Here is a 21,281-nt window from a genome sequence, read left to right on the forward strand (position 1 = left end):
GGTAGTCCCCGGCAAGCCGGATATTTACTCCCGCTCATACCACGGACGCATCCGCGCGCCTTTCAGATCGATACCGTCGGTAAGCATGGCAAGGGCCTCCGCGGCCATCCGACGGCTTCGGCCACGAGAAGGTTCCCTTTTCGAGCCGCTTGGCGTGGACCCACAACCCGGTGCCATCCCAATGGAGGAGCTTGATGCGGTTGCGCGAGCGGTTCGAGAAGACGAAGACCGCTCCGCTGCGCGGGTCCTCGCCGAGCTGGCCGGTGACCAGCGCATGGAGGCTGTCGAAGGACTTCCTCATGTCGCACGGCTCCAGCGCCAGAAAGACGCGCAGGCTGCCGGAGAGAGTCAGCACGGGCGGGTGGAGGTAAGGTGGCGGAGCAGCTCCGCCACCCAGGCGAGGTGCTTGCGGCTTGCCACCTCGATGCGGGTGCCGTCGGCAAGCGTGACGCGCAGGGGCTCGGCGACGGCTGCCTGGACCGAAGGCTCCATGGGCGCGTCCACCACGACTTCGGCAAAGGAGTGTTGAACGGGTTCGGGTTCCAGCCGATCCCGGCGACGTTTCTGCACCCAGGTGGCGAAAGTCGGATACTTCAAGCCGTGTTGGCGGCGAAAGGCCATCGCCGACTGGCCGCCGCGCTCGAAGGCATCGAGTAGGGCCTCGCGCTGGGTGGGCTCGATCAGCACGCGGCCGCGGGAATCCGATCGGATCAAACCCGGCCCGCCACCGGGATCTACGATAGAGGTCATTCATGCCTATGTATCACCTCTATCGTAGGTCCGGGAACGGGGGCTCTATGGAGCGCTTACGCCTATCTCAGAGCTGCTCCTTGAGCTTCTGAAACTTCGCTTCCAGCGCCACCAGTTCCTTGCGTCTCATTGCGATCTCTTGGTCCAGCGAGAAGAGCTGCCCCAGCAGCTTCGTACGCCCGCCATCGCCTTCCCTTACCCCGGCCTTCGCAGACTTTCCGGATTTTGGAGTGGTGCTCCCCTCGGCCTTGACCCATGAGCTGATCGTTAGCGCGCTGACCGCGAACTTCTTCACGGCGGCGGCGACACCACCACGGCCCTTATCTCTGTTTGCTTCGCGGACGAAGTCCACGATTTGCTGCTTTTCTTCCGGGGTGTAGCGTTTGCCTTTGGCTGATTTCTTTGCGCTCATGACGAACGGAAGGTTCGCGCCAGCGGTTAGAAGTGCAAGTGGTATGTGCGCGTGGAGCGAGCTGACGACACCGCGCTGCACGTATAAGAGAATACGGCAGGCCCCCGTCAGCCCGACCCACCTACATGTTATCCATTTATTCCATGATTATAAAGCCATGTCTTGATCCAAAATACGGGAGTAAATGGAAAAGCCACAATCTTGACCCACCTATCTTCAAAGGATATGATCTCAAAATACATTGCCATCTCCAATGCCCTTCCTAGGACATAGTAGATCACGACAAGCACACCTAATAACATCAGCCTCTTTTTCATCTATCCATAATATTGCCAACTTTGTCCAAATGTTTCTTAAAATCCGCATCGCTGGGCTCCGCCCATTCTTTATACACTGCATGTTTTTGGCGAGGATCATAGCCATATAATGGTGCCCTCTCTCCAAAATTGCCAACAAACCATTCATGCATTTTGGCATTAGGTCCATCGTGTGATGACCCGACTATACCTAGTTTTTGGGAATTTTCCAGAAGGGATTGCATGTCTGGATTTTTCTCGAAATCTTTTCCACCCAGTGCAGCATACAGGGATCTCGCATAATTTTCATATTTTTTCAGATTATACGAATTTTCCGCAATGGAATCCGGCCTAAACCCATCTTCCGCATGCCCACCCAACGGGGCGTAGCCTTTTTCGCCATCGCCGCCATTTTGTTTTGCGTGAGCATAAGTATCACCAAGAGTATGAATCGCAAAACCTATCTGCCAGTCACTCTCAAATTCACCCGCCTTAATAGCCTCTGCTAGATTTCTTCGAGCGCTTATAACTTGTTCATTATTTGCCCCTCGAAGGAAATGCAGATTTCCCTGAACTGCAACCATTTGGTGGGTAGCGCCAGTGTCGGCTGCGAGCGCTTCTTTACTTAACGGAGGGCCGGTAGGCTTGAGCGCCGATTCCAGGCCACCTGATTTTGCATGATCGATTGCGTCATATCGACTGGATTCATCAGGCAACTGAGAATAATAAGCAATTCTCAAAGCCTTGTTCTTTTCCACTCCTGCAGCAATAGCCACTGCGTAAGTGGTGTAGTAATGACCAGCTTCAGCGTAAAGTCCCTCCGGATCGAATGCCGTCCACGGGTTCTGCCTTACATAGGTGTAGACATTCGGGCCATCCACAAACCCGGCCGGGTCCCGTGAGATGAACGTCCCGCTGTCCAGATCACGGTAGCGGAAGCCTTCGTTCAGAAGGCCGGTTGGATCCTCGTCCTTGGTATTGGCGCGCTGGCGCTCGACATTGGTGCCCAATTCCGCAGTGCGGGTGCCGAAGGCCTCGTAGGAAGCTTGCCAGGTGGCCGCTCCGGAACCATCGGTGGTGGAGACGACATCGCCACGCGAGTTGTAAGCATTATAGCTGCGATCGGTGCCCCGGACCGTGTAGAGCACGCCTCCGATGCCTCCGCCCCAATCGCTGCCGCGGATCATCTCCACCTGGACCACGCCGGAAGCATTCGCTTCCTGCACGCTGGTGCCGCCACTAAAGGTTAGCGACGTTTTGGCTCCGGACGCCGCCGATTCATCGCGCAGAACACGGCGGCAGCGGTAATCGTAGGTGTAAGCATAGTCCCCCGACGGGGCATCGAGCGAGATCAGGCGGTTCTCATGATCCCACGTATAGGCGTCCGTTCCGCCCGTCCCGGTCCGGGTGGCCCGGTTACCATTGTGATCGTAAGTGAAGGTCCAGGACGCTGCTCCGCCGGACGGCCCGTAGCTGATAAGTTGGTTGGAATTGTAGCCGCCCGTGCCATTCCCGAAGGTGTAGACCGTCGTGATGCCGCCGGCCACCTTGCCGGTGCGGTTGTTCGCCGCATCATAGCCATAGTAGGTGGTTGTGGCCGCCCCGCCGGAGGGGGTCGCGGCCTCCGCCACCAGGCGATAGGTCTTGTCGTAGCCGTTCACCACCACGCGGTTGGCCATGCCCGCCTTCGTATAGGTCTCCGCGACACGCAGGACATTCCCAACGCCATCATAGCTGTTCGGCCACGACCCGACGGAGACGGAATAATCGTTGGAGGAAACGAGGGCGTTCGAGCCATTGCGCTCCACAATCGTCAGGGTGCGTCCGAGGCGATCGTAGGTGCTGGTCGATTTCGTTCCGTTGGGCAGGGTCTTGCGGGTGATCTTGCCGCCCAGGTCATAGGCGTAGGAGGTGACACGACCGGACGGCGTGCCCAGCGCATCACGCTCTTCACAGGACGACAGGCGGTTGAGTTCATCATACTCGCAGACAAGGGCCCGGTTGGTGCGTCCGTATACGGTTTGCTTCCGGTTTCCAGCCTCATCGTACAGAGGATAGGCGTGGGTGATCCCCGCCGAGGTTTCGCTGGTGAGGCGTTTCAGCTTGTCATAGGTGCTGGCTGTCTCGCGCAGCGAACCCGGGTCATTCGGGTAGGTGACAGAAAGAAGGGAATCGACCTCGTCATAACTTCTCAGTTGGTTGTCCAGGTGCGTGCTCGTGCCGCCGCTTCCGGGATTGTAGATGACCTCCGTAAGACGATGCAGAGCGTCGTAGCCATAGGCCGTGATCCGTCCCATGCCGTCCGTCCGGCGCACCTGCACCAGGCCGTCGTAATCCGAATACTCGGTCCGCTGCACCGCAGTGCCCGGATCCCAGAGTGTTCTGGTCTTGCGGGCGAGGCCGTCATAGGTAAACCCGGTCCGGCAACCTTTGCCATCGGTCACGCAGACGAGATTGCCGGCGTCATCATACTCTTTGCTTACGAGCAGGACTCCCGGATAAGCCGAGCGGTAGGACGAAGGACTGAATCCGCTTCCTCCTGGCTGCACCGGATTTCCGGCCGTCGGATCGGTCGCGGTTGCCACGAGACGCCCCAGCCCGTCATAGGCATTCCGGGTGATGTTTCCGTTTGCATCCTTGGAGGAGAGCACCAGCCCGCCCGGATCCAGTTCGGTCGACTGGGTGATGTCTCCCGTTCCCGGGTTTGCGAAAGAATCGGAGGGGTCTCCAGTCTCCGGGTTCGTCCGCGTAGCATACACCCGGTAGGCGCGATCCAGGAACGACCGGCTGAGGTTGCCGCGCTCGTCGACCGCCGCCGTGATTTTGCCCACCCGGTTGTAGTAGGTGAGGCGCTCAGGCCGGACGCCCCCGATCGGTGCATCCGGATCTTTGGCATTCGTGACCGCTGGCAGGAGCACCTTCGTCTGACGGTTCCGATCGTCATACTCAAAATCGGTCCTGTTTAGCCGTGGATCAATGGTGGCCAGCACATTGCCTGCCTCGTCATAGATCGTCTTCGTGGTCGGTGAATTCGCGGTGATCCCGCCAGTCGCGGGGTCCGCCGCCCACGTTTGCACCGCTCTCCCGGCGGAATCGAAGCGTGTTTCAGTGTAACGGTTCTGGGGTTCAAGGGTCCGCCATGCCAATCCGGTGGAAGTGTAATAGCAATAGGTCGTCCTCGCCAATCCCGACACTCCCTGCGCCTGTGTCGTGGACACGGTTCTGCCAAGTCCGTCGGCGACGGTTTTGGTCACCGTGCCGCGGTCATCGGTGACGGAGGTGATCAGAGCTTCCTTTGAGCCACCTCCAGTCAGGCCATAGGCGGTTTCCGTGGTCTTGAATCCGTCATCCCCACCGCTTGGCGACCCTGAGTATTGGACTCCCGTCGCCACCGGCCGGTAAACCGCATCGTAGGCACCATAGGTGAAGAGAGACTCGCGACTTCCGAACGTGGTTCCTACCGCGTCCACACGTTTGCTGGACGTAGGCTTGAAGCCGCTGGTATCAAACGCGCTGGACCCTGGATTGGCGGCATAGGTATTCCCACCGAACGTAACACTGCTCTGATACCCCAATTCCGTGTGTGTGACCTCCGACGAAGCAGCCGCCAGACTCACCAGTGCCCCCAAGGTATCTCCCTGTCCGGAAGGAACTCCGGTGAAGACGTGAATCGGCCGGTAGATTCCGTCGTAGACCGTGCAGGTTGAGAAGCCCCGGGCATCTTCCTGCCGGGTCACTCTTCCCACCTTGTTGTAGGTCGTCCTGGTGACAAGATCCTGTGTGGTGATCGCCACGCCCGGCTGAAGCGCGGTGTCGTCAATCCAACCCTGGGTTCCGGCGGAGGGAATGCCCGCGCGATCCATGTCGATGACGGTGTGGGTGACCCGGCCCAGGACATCGCGCAAATAGAGCGTCGTGTTTCCCTCCTCATCCGTCGTGGCGGCTTTTCTGCCGTTCCGGTCGTATTGAACGTAACTGGAGGAGGCGAGAGGGTCGCCGCTTTCCGAATAGGTGGTGGGGAAATCAGTCCGCACCAGACGATTCAGCAGATCGTAGTGGAAGGTGGTCACCTTGCCCCTGGGATCCTTGATCGTCTTTTTATTATTGTTCAGGTCGTAGGTGTATTCCGTTTTGAGATCCGTACCATCGGCATGCATGGTCGCGGACTTCAACCGGCCCAGTTCGTCCGGCACATAATCGGTAACGATGTTTTGAACCCACGAAGGATCGGAGATGTGCCCCTGTCCGGCAAATTTCTGCACGATCTTCCGGGTCATGAATCCTTTGAACGTGCTCGTATATTCGTAGGCTTCCTTTTTCAGGATATAACCGGTGCCGAGGTCGGTGACAATGAGAGCCGTTTGATTGCCATTGGCATCGACCGGTGTCTCGGTTTTGATGTTGTGAACATTGATCGTGGAGAGCAGTCGCCGCGATTTCTTCGGGTTCTGGCTCTCATCATACTCATACGTTTCGGTCCTGCCGAGTGCGTCGGTCTTGATCGTGGGATCCGACCACTTCGTCCCGAATGTCGGGATGTTTCCCGCGGCGGTCGGCAATGTGTACGGAGTCACGTCTCCAAAAGCCCACCCTGTGACATTCCCCGAGAAATCTGTGACCGAAGAAAGGCCCAGGCCGGAATCCAGATCGAAAGCGTAGCTTTCCTCACCGATCGTTCCGCCTCCGGCTGCTTCGTAAGTGTTGGTGAAGCCGAGGTAGTAGATCATCCATTCCGGCGCATATCTGCCCTGCTGGCTGTAGGCACCGGGGTCGTAGGTCTGCTCGTCCTCAAGCTCGACGATCTCACCATGCACGTCCTCGAAGTCATAGAGGGTGACGTTGCCTTCCGCGTCGGTCACCTTGGTATGGACCTCCGCCTTGAAGGTGGGGGTGCCGTCCGACTTCGGATAGAACCACATTTTCGAATCAGGACGCGCGAACAAGGCGGTGGAACCGTCTGCGCGCTCCACTTTCGAGACGAGTTGGGGCAGGCCCGACACGGTCTTAAAGTTCGCCTGATTGCTCGTTTCGTAATCCTTGTTGAGCGTTTTGAGATGATTGCTCAAGCCACCGAGGACCTCCGATGGCAATCCGTCCAGCGACACCGAAGCGGTGTAGAACCCGCTGTCGGTCCCGTTGGCGGAGAACGCCTTGGTATAGTCATTGGGGACATACTCGATCTTGGTTTCCTTTTCCCGGCGGTCCTTGATCGAGATCACGTGGAAATGGAGGTGATCGTCGAAACGATAGTTCTTCGAAAGTCCCGCCGAGGCCTTGACCTCTTCCACGCTCACCTCCGAAACCGGATCACCATAGCCATAGTCGACACTGGTCCCATCGGCGTAATGAACCTTCACGAGCTTCTTGCCTTTCTCCGCAAGCACGCGCGGTGCGGGAGGCACCGCCGAGCTCGAATCCTGAGTCGACGATCTGCTCGACCAGGTGATGTCCTCGTAATCGAACGTCGTGCGGTTGCCCATGGAGTCCGTGACTGCCTCCACCCGGCGGCAGTCGCTGCTCCGCTGGATGGTGATCTTCTGGCCCGGGCGCTGCGGGCACGAGATTTCCGTTGGAATCAGGGCCGAGCCATCCGACGCGCCGTAACTGTAGACGAGTTCATTATCGAAGCGGTCGACCACCTTTTCCAGACGCCAGTAGTAGTGGCGCTTTCCGGTGGGAGCCGGCTGGATCCGGTCGGAGGAGTAGGCGAACCATGCGGAAGTGGGTTCGAAGACCAGCTTCGTGCCGAACTTCTTGCGGTAGACCAGCTTCCCGTTTTCCAAGCTGAGTGAATTCTGAAGGGTCTTCTTGTCCACACGGGACGACGGCCAGGGCATGAATTCCAGGCCGTTGTTCGTAAACCGCTGCGATCTCCCTTCCTCGTCCACCACGTTGAAAACAACCGGATCGGGGCTGTCGTCGCCGACGGATTCCAGCACCTCGATGTAGGAACTGAGGTTGGAAGACCAACCCGCTCCAAAGGGCTGGGTCATGGACTCGTGGGGGCGAATGCCGCTTCGTTCGGTCCAAATACATTCGTTGGCGCTCAGGTTTGCCTGAAGCACGAGGTCGGACGCTGCCAATGGCGTGTAGATGAGACTGTTGTCGTGGCGCAGGCTCAGATCGAAGGCATCGACATAGGTTTCCTCCTCGTTCTGATCGGTCTCGGCTTCCGTCTCGGGCTTCTGGTCACCCAGCGGCCGACCGGCCAACGAAACCTTGCGATAGCGCGGTCCGGTGGCGTCGTTTCCGGAGAAGTTGAGAGACGTCGAGAACGACATCTTCTCGATCGGCACGATGTAGGCCTTCTTGCCATCCGCCGTATTCTCAGTGGTGTGGCCGGGGCCCGAGTATTCGATGAGGAGACTGTTTCCGTCCCAGAGGTAAAAGGACTTGTCGTCACACTCGATTTTCGCGGTGTAGTCATAATCCGGACCCTCATCATCCGAATAGGTCGTCGACATATGCTCAAGCGAGATCTCAGTCCAATTCCGGCGGTCGAGCGGATACTCGATCTCCTCCAACACCTCGGTGCTGTGGTTGTGCACCGAAGCCTCACCAAGCAACAGGCGCCATTGTTCGGAGTGGGATGAGGAATGATCCCCGATTTTGATTTTCAACTCGTTGTCAGGCGAGCTCGGCCCGAACGCCGGTCCGAAAACACCGAGCATCCCCAACCCGGGACAATGGGGTGGATGGGCCACGGCCTCCGCAGGCGTCAGTTCGAGCGGGTCCAATGGAGCGCTATCCGGATCCACCGGGTTCGTGCGCCATTGCAGTTCTTCCGAATCGCTGATGCCGTCATTGTCCGTGTCCGCCTTTGTCGGATCCGTCCCAAGCACGGATTCCATCCAATTGTTGATTCCGTCGCCATCGGGGTCGTCATACCACCGGCCGCTGGATTGGCTCTTCGGGTTGAATCCGTAGTTCACCTCGAATCCGTCGAAAACACCATCGCCGTCCGTGTCGGCGTTTCTCCAGTCCGTGCCATTGATGAACTCCAGGGCGTCTGGAAGTCCGTCATGATCGTAATCCGTGTCCTGCCCCCAGATGTAGGGATCTCCGGCGACATTGCGTTCGAAATAATCCGGAGCGCCATCATGGTCCTCGTCCTGGTTGAAAAGCTGTCCCGCCTCGGTGACGTTCAGACCGCGATCGAAGAACATCACGCGGTCCAGATCCACGGCCGATCCCCCGAACTTCAGCTGCGCACCAGTCCCGACGGTCCATGCGGCATTCGGAAGGGAGGTGGTCAGCGTGCCCGTCGCCATTTTCCCATCCACATACAACTTCAGTTGGTTGGCCTCCCTGACCATCATCACCTGATGCCATTTTCCATTGTCGATGCGTTGAGAAGCGAGCGTCTCAGGCAGTTGGAATTGGAGGTTGCCTTTGTCCGATAGGAACGAGATGGTCCGCCTGACATCAGCAGGAGGATTGCTACCGGTGGCGGAGAGGCTGAATCCGAAAGTGGTCGTGTTTCTCCTGAAGTAGCAGATCGCCTTGGTCGTGGTCAGCGAGGACGGCGCGAACCGAACCCAGGTGGACAGCGTGAAGTTCGCCTTGCCGGACAGGATCGAGGGATCCACGTCCACATAATCGTTGGTTCCTCCGAATCGAAGCCCCTTCGACAGCATGCCATCAGCCACTTCGGAAGTCGCCCCTGCCACCACCGCCGGATAGCTCGATGACATCCGGTTCGGATAGCGGTTGGGGGACGCCACCAACATCTCGAAATCCCAGAACCCGATCAACGAATCGAACGTCGAAGCGGGAATGCCTGCTCCGTCGGGATCGTGGAGCGCATCGTTTTCGTATGCCCACTGCCAATCTCCCTCGCCACCATCATCCTCGTCGTCGGGGATTCCATCCTGGTCACGGTCCGGGAACGAAGGCACCCGGGCATATCCATCCAAAGGAATGGTGAAATTCAGCACCGGAGAGACGTGGGTTGCTCCCGAGCTATCGGTGGCAACCGCATGCACGGCATGAGATCCCGCCGTTGGAGCAGGCTGCGCGAGCTTCCAAGGAGCGGAGCCCACTGTGCCAAGCGATTGGGTTCCTTCAAAGAACTCCACTTTTTGCACATCTCCCGGACCGTCCTTGTCGATCACCGACGCGATCAATTGGATCGATGATGGCGCTGCCGCGTCGGGACGATACAAGCCCAGCGAGATATCCGGCGCGCGGTTGATCACGTTGAGTCGTTTCACCGGAGTCGGCAACGAGACCACGTTTGCCGTGGTGCCGTTCCCACCCATGCCATCCGCATTCCTGCCCCAGCAATAAACCGTGCCGTCCGAGGCCCAGGCCATACTGGTGCCATTGGTTCCCGTTCCACCGGCCTCGATGCGGACGATGCCGGAGAGGATCCCACTGCCATCGGGCGTCTTGACCCGGTCCGCAAGTCCCCGCTGGGTCGTTCCTCCATCGCCCAATTCGCCGCTCGCATTGTAGCCCCAGCTCCAAACCTGCCCCAGATTGTCCAGAGCCAGCGTGTGCGCCGCGCCGCAAGCCACCTGGGTGATCCCATTCAGCAAGGGATTGTCCGTCAGATCCGCGGGAGTGGCATCGACTTTCTTGACGCGAACCGGTGTGCTGACGTTGGCAGCCGCGGTCAATCCATTGCCGAGACGCCCCTTGTCTTGTGATCCAAAACACCAGACCTCTCCCTGATGATCGGGATCGCCGGGGGTCAATCTCACCGCCGCAGAATGAATATCTCCTCCTGAAATCGAAACGATATCCTGCAAGGCGAGAACATTCGCCCGGGACTGGTTGGTGATATTTCCAATCCCCAGCTGTCCGTTGGAATTGGTGCCCCAGGCCCAAACCCGGCCCTGCCCACCCGGAGCTTCGGACACATGAGCTTCGCGCGCCAATCCATGTTCGGCTCCCGCCGCGATTTCCTTGATGCCGGAAAGTGCGGGAAAGGGTGAGCCGGCTTGCGTCACGCTGATTGCGTACGTGGATCGCCCGGTGACGGCTCCATTGCCCAACCGGCCACGCAACGCCGATCCCCAGGCACTCACGGTACCGTTCGTGCCGAGGGCCAGCGAGAAGGTCTCCCCTGCCGCCACCTGGCTGCAAGCATCCAATGGCACCCCCGCGCTCTTCAGAACAGGCTTGGCCAGCGGGCGATCCACCTGTGTCCCGTCCCCGACTTCACCATTGAGGTTGTAACCGAATCCCCACACCTGCCCGTTCTTGTCTAGGACCAGACTGTGGGTCGCGCCTGCGGAGATATCCCAAGCATTGGCGAAGGGCCCGGCAGGATTGCTTCCAAACGCTTCCTTCTGAACCTTGTTTGGATACAGCACCGTTGCGGGACCTGATTGGCCGTTGCCCAGCCGCCCATATTGCTGGGCACCCCACGCGAACACCTGTCCGTCCGACTTCAGCCCGAGCACATGCGCCCCTCCTACGCTGGCGGAACCGGTGACGGTAAAATCTTCAGTGGCCACCCCGCTGGACACCCCGTCTTTTCTCGCAATCGCCTTCACCACCATCCCCTTGCCAACCATCAACTTCTGACCGGCAGGAAGTGTCTGCGAGGAAGCATCCGGGGTGGATCCATCCAAGGAGTAGTGGATCGCAGCCCCGGTCGTCGTGGAGGTGATCTGGACCTCCACCCTCACCGCTGATCGCCCTCCGCTTGGCACGATGACGGGAGTATCCACCGCATTTGCGGCCAACGGAGACAATACCGCCGCCAGCACGACGGGAGAAGGGAGGATTCTCAGGTGGAAAATGAACGCGCTGAACCACTTGGAGGCGTAGTTGAACTTCATGAAAGAAGGGATGCGAGAAGTAAAAATTTCGGGAGTGCTAACGGATGGGGATCGGAAAAAGTCAGAAACGGAGTAGACTGGCAACCCTGTTAGATGCGAAAAGGAGGCCTTCGCGAAAATTTCACCTGATCTCCACAATCCGCGGCATCAAGTGCCAAGATGGCTTCCTAAACCATCCATTCTGCCGCTTACTGAGTTAGGAGTAATTTGTCTAGATGATTGGCCTTTTACCTTTCCTCTCAGCACAAGCGTTTGATTCGTTAATGGAAACTAGCTCCCGCATGCGTACGCTGCCGGTTGATTGGATTCATCCTATCGCCGCCATGAGAGAGCGGAAGGTTTCCACACAGAGCTCGGCGGATGCCACGCAGACCAAAGTTCCTATGGCTTTTTTGCTCCCTAGTTACCACGTGAAGCGGTCGCACTCGATGAAGCCCTCCGACTGGAAACTCACCACCTGGAACGGAGAACCACAGGAGTCATAAACCGATGCAACGAGTGCCTTCAACCGTCGAAGCTTCGCTTCCGCTGCGTCCAGTTTCCGGCGAAGGTCTGAGACTTCCGCTTCAAGCACTGCCAGTTCGGCCATCCTCCTGGCGCGCTTGTCCCGGCCCATTCCTGCCACCTCCATCCAGCCCTCGCTTCCTTCGGCAATTTTATAGCTAGCCATCCAGTATGAGACGGCAGCATTACTGAGCCCGTGGGTTTCAGTCCTGAATTCGATTTCCATCGTCGTGGCGTGGCCGCTTGAGGGACCGATACGAACCAGCCTCACTTTCTTGCCTGCCTTGATCATGCTGGCTACCAGTGCCCGACCAATCGCGCCTCCCCCGAGGATATGAACAGGCTCATTCCACACACGCCCCTCTTTTATCGAGACTGCCTCCGCTTGGATAGCGTCAACGGACGAGCTTTCAGGCTTGTACAGATTGAACCCGTACCCGCCCGTCCCTGGCCATAGGTGTCTTCCTGCCGTAAGCACAAATCTCCAAAAGCCATCAAGATTGCCATTCGTCACGCCACTTGGCCGATCCTCTGGAAGGGATCAAGCGGCGGCGGACGATGCGATTCTCCCGTGTGGGAGCGGCCTTCCTATCGACCGGAAAAACCACAAGCTTATATCCGATGGACGACCCGGCACTTTGCTCAAACGGAATTTCCGCGAACCACGTGTTGGCGTTCACGCATTCCATCCGATGGGCTTTGGCGAGATCCCACTTCCCCAGTTCGGGACAATCTCCGATGACTGCTAGGGTGTCGCCCGGCTGGGTCGGTGCGCCGTTCACCTGAAGCCTCACCACACATCGGCCACGAACCGGTCCACCTCGGACAGCAATAACGATCGCCTGGTTGGCGTTGAGATGAAGGGCCGCAGTCCCATCGGCTACAATGATCCGCTGTCCGCCCAGAAGGCAGTCGTGCTCCCCGTCGGGGAACTCAAGATTGGAGACCACCAGCTCCCTTTCCGGGCCCTTGTTCAGCGCCACGAGACAACTCGAGTCGCGATAGCGGCGCAGGAATACATAGCTTTCTTCATCGATCCACTTCGGCCACTGTCCACCCAGTTGAAGAGCCGGGTTGAGCTTCCGCTCTTTTGACAAAGCGGCGACGATGCGGCACGCGGGAGTAGATTCCCAGGAATCCATCATCGGACGGTTGTAGGGATCCTTCCCTCCGTCGGTGTCGTTGTGGAGATACTGCTCGCAGCCATAGTAGATGCAGGGAATACCCCGGCTGGTGAGGAGAAGAACGAGCGCGAGGTCCACCACCTCGTTGGGCGCACCCAACGATTGCAACCTCGGCATGTCGTGGTTTTCAAAAAACGTGACGAGTTCCGTGGCTCCGGAGTAATTGCCGTCCAGATCGAGGATTTCCTGCAGGTGACGGAATCCTTCCCGCCTTCCCCCGGCGAGAATGGCACGCACGGCATGGCAGAAGCCGAAGTCGAGAATGGTCATTCCGGATTTGTTTGCGAATTCCACCGGCTTCTCCTGGCCGGGATGGCCGTGGATCCATTCGCCGAAGCGGAACAAATTGGGATTGAAGGCGTCGAGATCGGCACAGAACTCCTGCCAGAACCACAAGGGCATGTGCTTCACGGTATCCACCCGCAGGGCGTCGACGCCCTTGGCAACCCAGAGTTTGATGGCCTCTTTGATATGGTCCCGGTAAAGGATGTTGTTCTCGTTGAAAGTGGCCAAGCCTGCCAGTTCGCAGTTCTGCACCTGCCATTCGTCGGTCCAGTCCTGCATCTCCCCGTAATGGTGGTACCAGTTCGCGGTGTCGTTGTCGAAATCAGCGATGAGCTTTCCGTCATCATAGAGCCTGCCCTTTCCACCGTCGGTCTGGGGTGAGCTGTGGTTGCAAACGATGTCCAGGATGAATTTCATGCCGCGCCGGTGCAACTCCCCCAGAAGCGTGTCGAACACAGTATCATTGCGCTGGAACAGCCGCTTCTCGGAGGGATCGTTCATCCATCGCGGATTGATCCGCTTGAAATCGCTGGTCCAATAACCATGGACCGGCGCACGGCGTTCCTCGCCGGTGGTCATGGAGTGGACTTGCTCGAAAAGAGGAGTCGTCCAGATCGCCGTGATCCCGAGCGACTCGAGATAACCGAGGCGCTCGATCAACCCTTGCAGATCGCCACCCCAGTATTTCTGCCAGTCCTGATGGGAGGCATCGAACATTTCGTCGGCTTCCCGGGCTTTGTCCGGATTCCCGATCGCAAACCGGTCCAAGACAATGAAGTAGATCGTCTCGGACCGGAACTCGACATCCGAGTCCGCAAGTATCTTCAAGGCTGCGGAATCATCTGACATGGTGCATCTTATTCTTCGTCATGCTCGCTGGGAGCCGGTGGAATCAAGGTCTGGGTGATGAAGGTCAAATCCTTGTCGGTCTGTCCTTACTCATCGGCGGTGCCTAGGAATTCGACGACCTCGGACAAGCTGAGAGCTTCCGCCAGAGCGCAAATCGTTCGCCCCTGCGCAGTAACTTGCGCTCCACCCACGGTTTTGTGAGCACCGTAGCGGTTTGCACTGGACGGCCGTTTCTCAGGCAGGTGGCCCGCCCTCCGGGTGACTGATCGCCGGGGCGTAGAGCAGGCACAAGTGAAGGAAGCCGTCCGTGCTCCATCCCTGCGAGTGGACAAGGGTGATCCCGCGGTTTTGGCCAAGCCAGGCATTGAGCTGGGATTCAAGTTCCGCCGGGCTGCCGCTGAATAGTTTCGAGTTCATGGTTTTGGTGGGTTCGAGGAAAAGGATCCGTCGGGCAGGTCAAAGGACGGCAAGGCTGGCCGCCGCAGCGAACATGACCAGGCTGGTGAGGCTGACGATGGCGAGCGAGAGACGGGAGCTCGGCTGGCCTTTCATCAGCTTGCGGTCCGCCGCGACCAGGACGATGCCCGTCATCATGAATGGTGCGAGCACGCCGTTGACCACCGCCGACCAGAACAGGGCCTTGATCGGATTCACGCCCAGAAAGTTCAGCGAGACACCCAGGAGGGTGGAGGCGACGATGATCGCGTAGAAGGCCCGGGCCTGCGTCGGCTTGAGATCCAATCCCTGTTTCCAGCGGAACGTCTCGGCGAAGGCATAGGCCGCCGATCCCGCGAGCGTTGGAATCGCCAAAAGCCCGGTGCCGATGACGCCCACGCTGAACAGGAGATAGGCCGCGTTGCCGGCGAGCGGCTTCAATGCTTCGGCCGCCTGCTTCGTGCTCTCAATCTCAGTGAGCCCGTGTCGGTTCAACGTCAGCGACGTCACCAGAATGATGAAGAACATCACCAGGTTGGAAACCAAGGTGCCGAATCCCACATCCACCTTGCGGTCGCGGAGTTCCAAGGCCGTGGCGTTCTCGCGTTCCTTCCGGGTGGTCTGGCCGTTCGCCTTCATTTCCTCCACCTCCTGTGAAGCCTGCCACACGAATAAATAGGGGCTGATGGTGGTGCCGAGAATCGCAACCAGCATCGACCACTGTTCGGAATGGGCCGGCCATTTCGGAACAAGGGCTCTTCCCACCTCCGCCCAATCCGGGCTGACGAGGAATGCCGTCACGATGTAGGTGAACAACACGAGCGCGAGCCATTTGAGGGTATCGGCGATCCTACGGTATTTGAACAGCACGGTGGCGGCGGCAATTCCGACTCCGAAGAGGGTGGAGGAAACCTTGGAATCTAGCCCGAAGAGCATTTGCGCCGCATCGGCCATTCCGGAAAGATCCGCGCCGATGTTGATGGCATTGGCAGCCAGGAGACCGAGGCACATGAGGCCGAGCAGCCATCTCGGAAACTTCTTGCGGAAGACTTCCGAAATACCCACACCGGTGACCATGCCAATGCGCGCGCACATGAACTGGGTGCAAGCCATGAGAGGCCAGGTCAAAAGGGCCGTCCACAGCATGGAATGACCGAATTTCGCTCCCGCCATCGAGTAGGTTGCGATCCCGGAAGGATCATCATCCGCGGCCCCGGTGACCAAGCCCGGTCCCAGACAGCGCAGGAAGCGACGGACCGGGCCTTTATTCTCCCCGTCGGAGTTCTTCTTTTTTGCGGTGCCCTCTTTCATACGGCTTGGTCGCGGTTCAGTTTCCCGACTTCACCTTGTAGACCCGGAATGGCTCGATCCGTTTGTTTTCGCCCCGGTTGTATTTCGGCATGAGGTGGATCTGCGACGTGGTGACATAGAGCCAACCATCGGGCCCCCAGCTGAATGTGTCCGGCCATTTGAGCCGGTCGTCGCGGACAATCAGCGTCTCCTTGCCTGCCGCGATGTCGAAGCGGGTGACCGCGCTCTTTTCAAAGGCCGCGAGGTAGATGCCGCCCTGGTTATCTTCAATCATGCCATCAGGCGACGATGTAACCGCGACCTTTTCGACCTTCGCGGCCAGTGCTTCCGGAGACAATGCCGGGTTGCGCAACGCGGCGGTGGGCACCCGGTAGAGGGTGTCGCCGGTCAGCGCGTGATAGTAGAGCCAGCCGCCTTGCTCATCCAGCGCAATCCCATCGGCGTGGAAGCGGGGCGTGCCTCCGGTCTTCGGATCGACCGGCTTCTCGTCCCCCACCACCAGCACTTTGGAAGGTTCCGCGTGGGTCGAGGGATGATTTTCCAGCAGACGCCGTGCGCGGCCCGAGCTCAGGTCCACCACGATCAAGGATCCCTCGCCGGACTCGGTGAGATAAGCGCTTTGGTTTTCTCGATCGATCCGGATGTCATTCAGGTAAGAAGCCGCGGGAGCGACGTCGGGTCCCATCGGGAAAGTTCGCACGACCTTGTCGGTGGTCAGATCGATCTCCACCAGCTTCGCGCCATTCGCGATCACGCCCTGCTGCATGGGAGAACCGGTGTCCACCACCAACAGGTGGTCGCCCTTGTCGCAAACCACGCTCTGAACGCATACAAACCGTGTGGCCGCATCTCCTTCCTTTGAATTCCACCGGCCATCCGGAAAGGACTGCGGCTTGCCGTCCTTCAGTTCCGCTACTGACAACGTATGACGTTCGTCCCAGAAGGGGAAGTTGACGAAAATCCTTCCCTTGGAAGAGACGGTCACTCCCGTCACCTGTTGATCCGGGAATGACGCCACTTCCACCAGTTGGGGATCGGCCTGCGTGACGGAGGTGGCGGCGAACAGAACCGCAAGGAATGAGGATCTCATGGCGATGAGGTTTGGATTCAGACCTGGAGTCCTCCCGGCGGTCCGCTGGGATTCGGGGTATGCTGGAGCGCGGTCAGCATATCGAGATGCTGCTTGAGGGAAGGCAGGAGCGTGGAGCGGATTTGCTCCTTGATCTCTTCCATCACCTGGTCGTCGGCCAAGGCCTCCTCGTACTGCGCGATCCCGTGCTCCTCCCCTTGCTTGAGAACGGTCAGGGTAACCGCATCTCCCAGCACCGTGGCGGTGGCTTCCGCGGCGGCCGCAAACGACCCCCACAAGCCGGAGGAGCCGCTGGGTTCAGTACCCATGGCACGGAGATGACGGGCGAGAATATCGCAGTTTTCCTGATGGTCGTGTTGGATGCGCTGCAAATCCGCGTGGCCCGGGCCCTCCGTGAAACGGCTCAGAGCGTGGTTGTAGCTTTCGACCGCTGACATTTCGCCGCGATGAAGACGCAGACAAATTTCCGAACAGGCGTTGGTATCACTCATGAACCTTCGCTTTGCATGCCGGGTGCCAGAGACATCCGCGCATCACATTCCACGGTGCAACAGGCTTACGGCCATCGCCTGCCGAATGCCGGCCGATGAAGCGCGTGCAAAATGTCGCGCCAACGTGCATGTCGCATGGCCTTGTATAAAAATAGATGAACGCAAACCTCGCCGCCTCCCTATCTGATGTTAGGCATGGTTTCTGCGAGAGCGGTCTTCGATGGACTCCATCCCAAACCCATTGGAAGCAACATCTGTCAGCGGCACATACGGGCACCTCCTAACTTACCATAGGAAATGTCAGTACGCGTCCAGGCTTGCAGCCGAGGCACACGCGGGCCAAACGATGAAAGGCAGCAAGCTTCCATACTTCGTCCATTGCTCGGGTGTTGCCGCCACGGTGTCATCCACCTTCCAATGTCAGGACGCCGAAGTCGTGGCGGCGGCGTTTCTGCACGATGTTCTGGAGAAGACCCGGATGACCGCGAAAAAACTGGAAAGCCTCATGGGACGACGCGTCATGGCGTTGGTCCAAATGCTGACCAAGCCTTCCCGAGGCAATCCGAAGGACTACTGGGAACGATTGAGAGAAGCGGGATGGGAAGCGCGCCTCATCAAGATGGCGGATGCGCTCGACCATCTCGCTGAACCAAGCAACAAGTTGCCCGCCAGAATCGTCACCGGACACAAGACCCTCGCACTGGCCTTCGGAAAGGAACGCGAAATCCAACTCGCCCGGGAAGTCCTGTCCGCCGCACTCGACAACGCCGTGATGTCAGTGGTGCAGGAATCCGGAGACGACCGCGTCCATCAGACCGGTGCCAACCTGACCCGCTGAGCTATGGAAGTCGTTCGCAATCTGATGGGAAAGTCCGCGCTGGTCACGGGTGCCGGTTCGGGAATCGGCTTGGCAACCGCGCGCCTGCTCGCCCATGCGGGTGCCCGCGTCGCCTTGCTTGGCAGGGACAGGCGGGAATTGGAAGCCGCCCTTGGAAGCCTGGGCGGGGGCAACGGCCATGAACTATTGGCATGCGATGTCGCGGACGAAGGTGCGATGCGGGGTGCCATCGAAAACATCAGCCGCCTGTGGGGCAGCCTCGACATCGTGGTGGCCAATGCCGGCATCAACGGCACCTGGTCTCCCGTGGATGAACTCAGTGTCAGCGAGTGGAACCACACCCTCACGACCAATCTCGGAGGAACGTTCCTGACCATCCAGGGAGCGGTCCCTCTCATGAAGGAACGAGGGGGCTCCATCATCGTGGTCTCTTCCATCAACGGCACGAGGATCTTCAGTAATTCAGGTGCGAGCGCCTACGCCTCCTCCAAAGCCGCCCAGGTTGCTCTGGCACGGATGATGGCATTGGAATTGGCGAAGGACGGCATCCGCGTCAACACCGTCTGTCCCGGGGCGATCCGCACCGCGATCGACCGCTCAACGGAACGGCGCGATCTTGAGGGTCTCCATCTGCCCGTCGAGTTCCCGCACGGGGACGTACCTCTCACCGGAGGAAATCCCGGCACCGCCGAGCAGGTGGCGCGCTTGATCTGGTTCCTCGCCTGTGACCTTTCGAACCACATCACCGGCACCGAGGTCTTCATCGACGGCGGCCAGTCGCTCCTGCAGGGCTGACCGCTTTTCCATGCACCACGATGAACGCAGCACTCAACCGCTATCTCAACGACCATCTCGCCGGATCAGCCGGGGCCGTCGATCTCATCCAGACCTTGGCGGACCGTGCCAAGGAGCCGGAGGAGAAACGGTTCTTCATCGACCTCAAGGCGGAGGTGGAGAAGGACCGTGTCATGCTCAAGAAACTCCTGGAAACCGTGGGCAGCGGCGGCAGCGGAATGCTCCAGGCCGCGGGAAACCTGACGGCGAAGGCCAGTCGGCTGAAGCTCGCATGGGAAGGCCTCGACCCTGGCAAACTGGGGGCATTCGAAGCCTTGGAAATCCTGGTACTCGGCATCCAAGGCAAACGCGTGCTGTGGAGGATGCTAGGGGAAATCGCCGGCGAAATCCCGGAGTGGGCCGGCATCGACTTCGCTGCCTTGGAAGCGGATGCCGTGCGCCAGCGGGACGCCGTCGAGGGAAAGCGCCTGACGGCCGGACGTGCGGCCCTCATTCCTGAGGAGGAAGAGTGAGACCGGAGTCGTCACTGCCAGCACCTCCCTTCCTCTTCACCGCCCGCGCCTGGCGGAAGAACCGGGCATGAAGGACTTCCAACTGCCGCTCATCCAATTCGTCCAGATTGATCAGGCCGTTGTCGGCCGGTTGCACCGCTTTGAGCAGCTCATCGACCTTCAGCTCCACGGCTTGCATCTCATGGTTCTGCGAAGCCTGGATCAGGAATACGGCTAGGAACGTCACGATGGTCGTCGCCGTGTTGATCACCAGCTGCCAGGTTTCACTGAATCCTGCCAACGGCCCCACCAGCGCCCATATCGCCACCAGCAACACCGCCGCCAGAAAAGACCAGGGATTGCCGCAAAGACGGGCAGCCGATCTGGCCACGCGTGCGAAGGAGAAGCGCTTCCACCACATGTCCCACCATTGCACGGATTCTTCCATACGCGACCCCAAGCCATGCCTGCTTCACGATCATCTCCGCTTGCCAACGCCGCCCTCCTGCTGATCGACGTGATCAACGACATGGCGTTCGAGGAAAGTGCGGCATTGGTGAAGCACGCGCTGCCCGCCGCAAAACGTCTCGACCGGTTGCGCCGAAGGCTCGCGGCTGCCGGAGTGCCGGTGATTTATGTGAACGACAACTTTGGGAACTGGCAGTCCGACTTCAAGGAACAGGTCCAGCGTTGCGCCGGTTCGGCATGTCCGGGCCGCCCGATTGCCAGCCTGCTGGTGCCTGAGAAGAATGACTATTTCGTCCTCAAGCCTAAACACTCGGGGTTCCATTGCACCTCGCTGGAGGTCCTGCTCGCGCATCTGGGCGTGACCACTCTCATCCTTGGCGAGTTCGCCGCCGACATTTGCGTTCTCTACACCGCCAACGACGCCTACATGCGGGATTACTCCCTGGTCATCCCCCGGGATTGCGTGGCCTCCGAAACGGAAGAAGAGCGCCGGGAGGCGCTTCAGCACATGAAGAAGCGGCTCGGAGCACGGGTGTGCTTATCCAGCGCCATCCGCTGATCCCTCGGATTCGTGCTCGGCCAATTTGCACCGTGCGAGATCCATCAGCCGGCGGATCGCCTCGTTGCGTTCATCGAGGAGCATCTCAAGCATCGCGGCCTCCTCCTCCGAACCAAACCTCCGGGCGAGTGCGGCCGAAATACCGTACGCGGCGATGAGGTAGGAAAAGACACGGCTGCAGTGGGCGATGAGGAGCAGGTCGCGGGTCTCTCCGGGTTCCGCTTGTTTCAGATGATCGGCTCCCCCGGAAATCAAACCCGCCATGGCCTTGCAAGGGTCGGCAGCCGGGTCCACACCGTGACTCCTGCACAAGGATTCCAGCTGACCCGTACCTCCGCGTGAAAGCCCCTCCTGCTCCGTGAGAAGCCCCTTGAGGGCGGCGTCTCCGGCGGAGGCAGACAACTCGGGCAGCGAAGCCACGATCTGCGTCTCGGCACTGAAGAGATCCCGGATTTGGTCTGCAAGCAGATCGGATGGTCGGATTAGATGCATGGTAGTTCGGGTTTTGAAAAGGAAGGGAGCTTGGGATCGGGAAGTGTGGCAGCTTCCTTGCAACTCACATGCCATCCACCATCTGACCAACCCCACGCTGAAGAGCCATCAAGCGGACTTGAGGAAGTCATGCAAAACGCCGGGGCGCGTTGCAAAATGGTTCCTGACAACAACCACTCATGGGAGGGTGGTTCGCAGAAAGATGAGATCGAGCCATACGCCCGCAGTGAAATACTCGTA

General features: G+C 59.1%; 16 protein-coding genes. 4 read left to right on the top strand and 12 right to left on the bottom strand.

The annotated features are described in order from the left end of the window. Nucleotides 1-34: 34 nt before the first annotated feature. The 10 genes from tnpB to KBB96_RS09985 all read right to left on the bottom strand — a co-directional run bounded on the left by tnpB (nt 35) and on the right by KBB96_RS09985 (nt 17,398). Complete coding sequence (gene tnpB / locus KBB96_RS09940; protein ID WP_211634543.1) at nt 35-355, bottom strand: IS66 family insertion sequence element accessory protein TnpB; 321 nt, start codon at nt 353-355, stop codon at nt 35-37. Next, nucleotides 349-750, bottom strand: coding sequence for an IS66 family insertion sequence element accessory protein TnpA (gene tnpA, locus KBB96_RS09945; protein WP_211634544.1), 402 nt, complete (start codon nt 748-750; stop codon nt 349-351). The genes tnpB and tnpA overlap by 7 nt, the downstream gene beginning before the upstream one ends. A 67-nt stretch (nt 751-817) precedes the next feature. Further along, nucleotides 818-1,162 carry a hypothetical protein gene (locus KBB96_RS09950; protein ID WP_211634545.1) on the bottom strand — a complete coding sequence of 115 codons (345 nt, stop codon included), beginning with the start codon at nt 1,160-1,162 and terminating at the stop codon, nt 818-820. A gap of 313 nt (nt 1,163-1,475) precedes the next feature. After that, entirely contained in the window at nt 1,476-11,249 is a 9,774-nt protein-coding gene (locus KBB96_RS09955; protein ID WP_211634546.1) for a DUF6765 family protein, read from the bottom strand. Nucleotides 11,250-11,652: 403 nt separating this feature from the next. After that, complete coding sequence (locus KBB96_RS09960; RefSeq protein ID WP_211634547.1) at nt 11,653-12,045, bottom strand: hypothetical protein; 393 nt, start codon at nt 12,043-12,045, stop codon at nt 11,653-11,655. Nucleotides 12,046-12,247: 202 nt separating this feature from the next. Beyond that, a complete protein-coding gene (locus tag KBB96_RS09965; protein WP_211634548.1) occupies nt 12,248-14,071 on the bottom strand; it encodes an alpha-amylase family glycosyl hydrolase in 1,824 nt (607 codons plus the stop codon). 234 nt (nt 14,072-14,305) lie between these two features. Next, the gene (locus tag KBB96_RS09970) at nt 14,306-14,488 is read right to left on the bottom strand and encodes a hypothetical protein (protein ID WP_211634549.1); all 183 of its coding nucleotides are present in this window, start codon (nt 14,486-14,488) and stop codon (nt 14,306-14,308) included. Between the two features lie 39 nt (nt 14,489-14,527). Then, complete coding sequence (locus tag KBB96_RS09975) at nt 14,528-15,817, bottom strand: Nramp family divalent metal transporter (protein WP_211634550.1); 1,290 nt, start codon at nt 15,815-15,817, stop codon at nt 14,528-14,530. Between the two features lie 16 nt (nt 15,818-15,833). Further along, nucleotides 15,834-16,907, bottom strand: coding sequence for an L-dopachrome tautomerase-related protein (locus KBB96_RS09980; RefSeq protein WP_211634551.1), 1,074 nt, complete (start codon nt 16,905-16,907; stop codon nt 15,834-15,836). 17 nt (nt 16,908-16,924) lie between these two features. Continuing rightward, nucleotides 16,925-17,398, bottom strand: a complete 474-nt coding sequence (locus tag KBB96_RS09985) for a DUF2383 domain-containing protein (RefSeq protein WP_226373683.1) — start codon at nt 17,396-17,398, stop codon at nt 16,925-16,927. 220 nt (nt 17,399-17,618) lie between these two features. Here KBB96_RS09985 and KBB96_RS09990 point away from each other — a divergent pair, with 220 nt between their 5' ends. Genes KBB96_RS09990 through KBB96_RS10000 form a run of 3 tightly spaced genes read left to right on the top strand, consistent with a single transcriptional unit; the run spans nt 17,619 to nt 19,543 of the window. After that, nucleotides 17,619-18,236, top strand: a complete 618-nt coding sequence (locus KBB96_RS09990; RefSeq protein ID WP_226373684.1) for an HD domain-containing protein — start codon at nt 17,619-17,621, stop codon at nt 18,234-18,236. A gap of 3 nt (nt 18,237-18,239) precedes the next feature. Next, the gene (locus KBB96_RS09995; protein ID WP_226373685.1) at nt 18,240-19,031 is read left to right on the top strand and encodes an SDR family oxidoreductase; all 792 of its coding nucleotides are present in this window, start codon (nt 18,240-18,242) and stop codon (nt 19,029-19,031) included. A 20-nt stretch (nt 19,032-19,051) separates the two neighbouring features. Then, nucleotides 19,052-19,543, top strand: a complete 492-nt coding sequence (locus KBB96_RS10000; RefSeq protein WP_211634554.1) for a hypothetical protein — start codon at nt 19,052-19,054, stop codon at nt 19,541-19,543. On the opposite strand, the gene KBB96_RS10005 is transcribed toward KBB96_RS10000, so the two are convergent. Next, nucleotides 19,521-19,970 (bottom strand): low affinity iron permease family protein, encoded by a 450-nt coding sequence (locus KBB96_RS10005; RefSeq protein ID WP_211634555.1) that lies wholly within the window; start codon nt 19,968-19,970, stop codon nt 19,521-19,523. The two genes, KBB96_RS10000 and KBB96_RS10005, sit on opposite strands and share 23 nt — an antisense overlap. A gap of 15 nt (nt 19,971-19,985) precedes the next feature. Between KBB96_RS10005 and KBB96_RS10010 the strand changes: the two genes are divergently transcribed. Continuing rightward, on the top strand, nt 19,986-20,549 hold the full coding sequence (locus KBB96_RS10010) for a cysteine hydrolase family protein (RefSeq protein WP_211634556.1): 564 nt from the start codon (nt 19,986-19,988) through the stop codon (nt 20,547-20,549). On the opposite strand, the gene KBB96_RS10015 is transcribed toward KBB96_RS10010, so the two are convergent. Continuing rightward, the gene (locus KBB96_RS10015) at nt 20,529-21,041 is read right to left on the bottom strand and encodes a DUF892 family protein (RefSeq protein WP_211634557.1); all 513 of its coding nucleotides are present in this window, start codon (nt 21,039-21,041) and stop codon (nt 20,529-20,531) included. The genes KBB96_RS10010 and KBB96_RS10015 overlap by 21 nt on opposite strands. Nucleotides 21,042-21,281 lie beyond the last annotated feature (240 nt).

Origin of the sequence: Luteolibacter ambystomatis (assembly GCF_018137965.1) — a bacterium.
Lineage (GTDB): Bacteria > Verrucomicrobiota > Verrucomicrobiia > Verrucomicrobiales > Akkermansiaceae > Luteolibacter > Luteolibacter ambystomatis.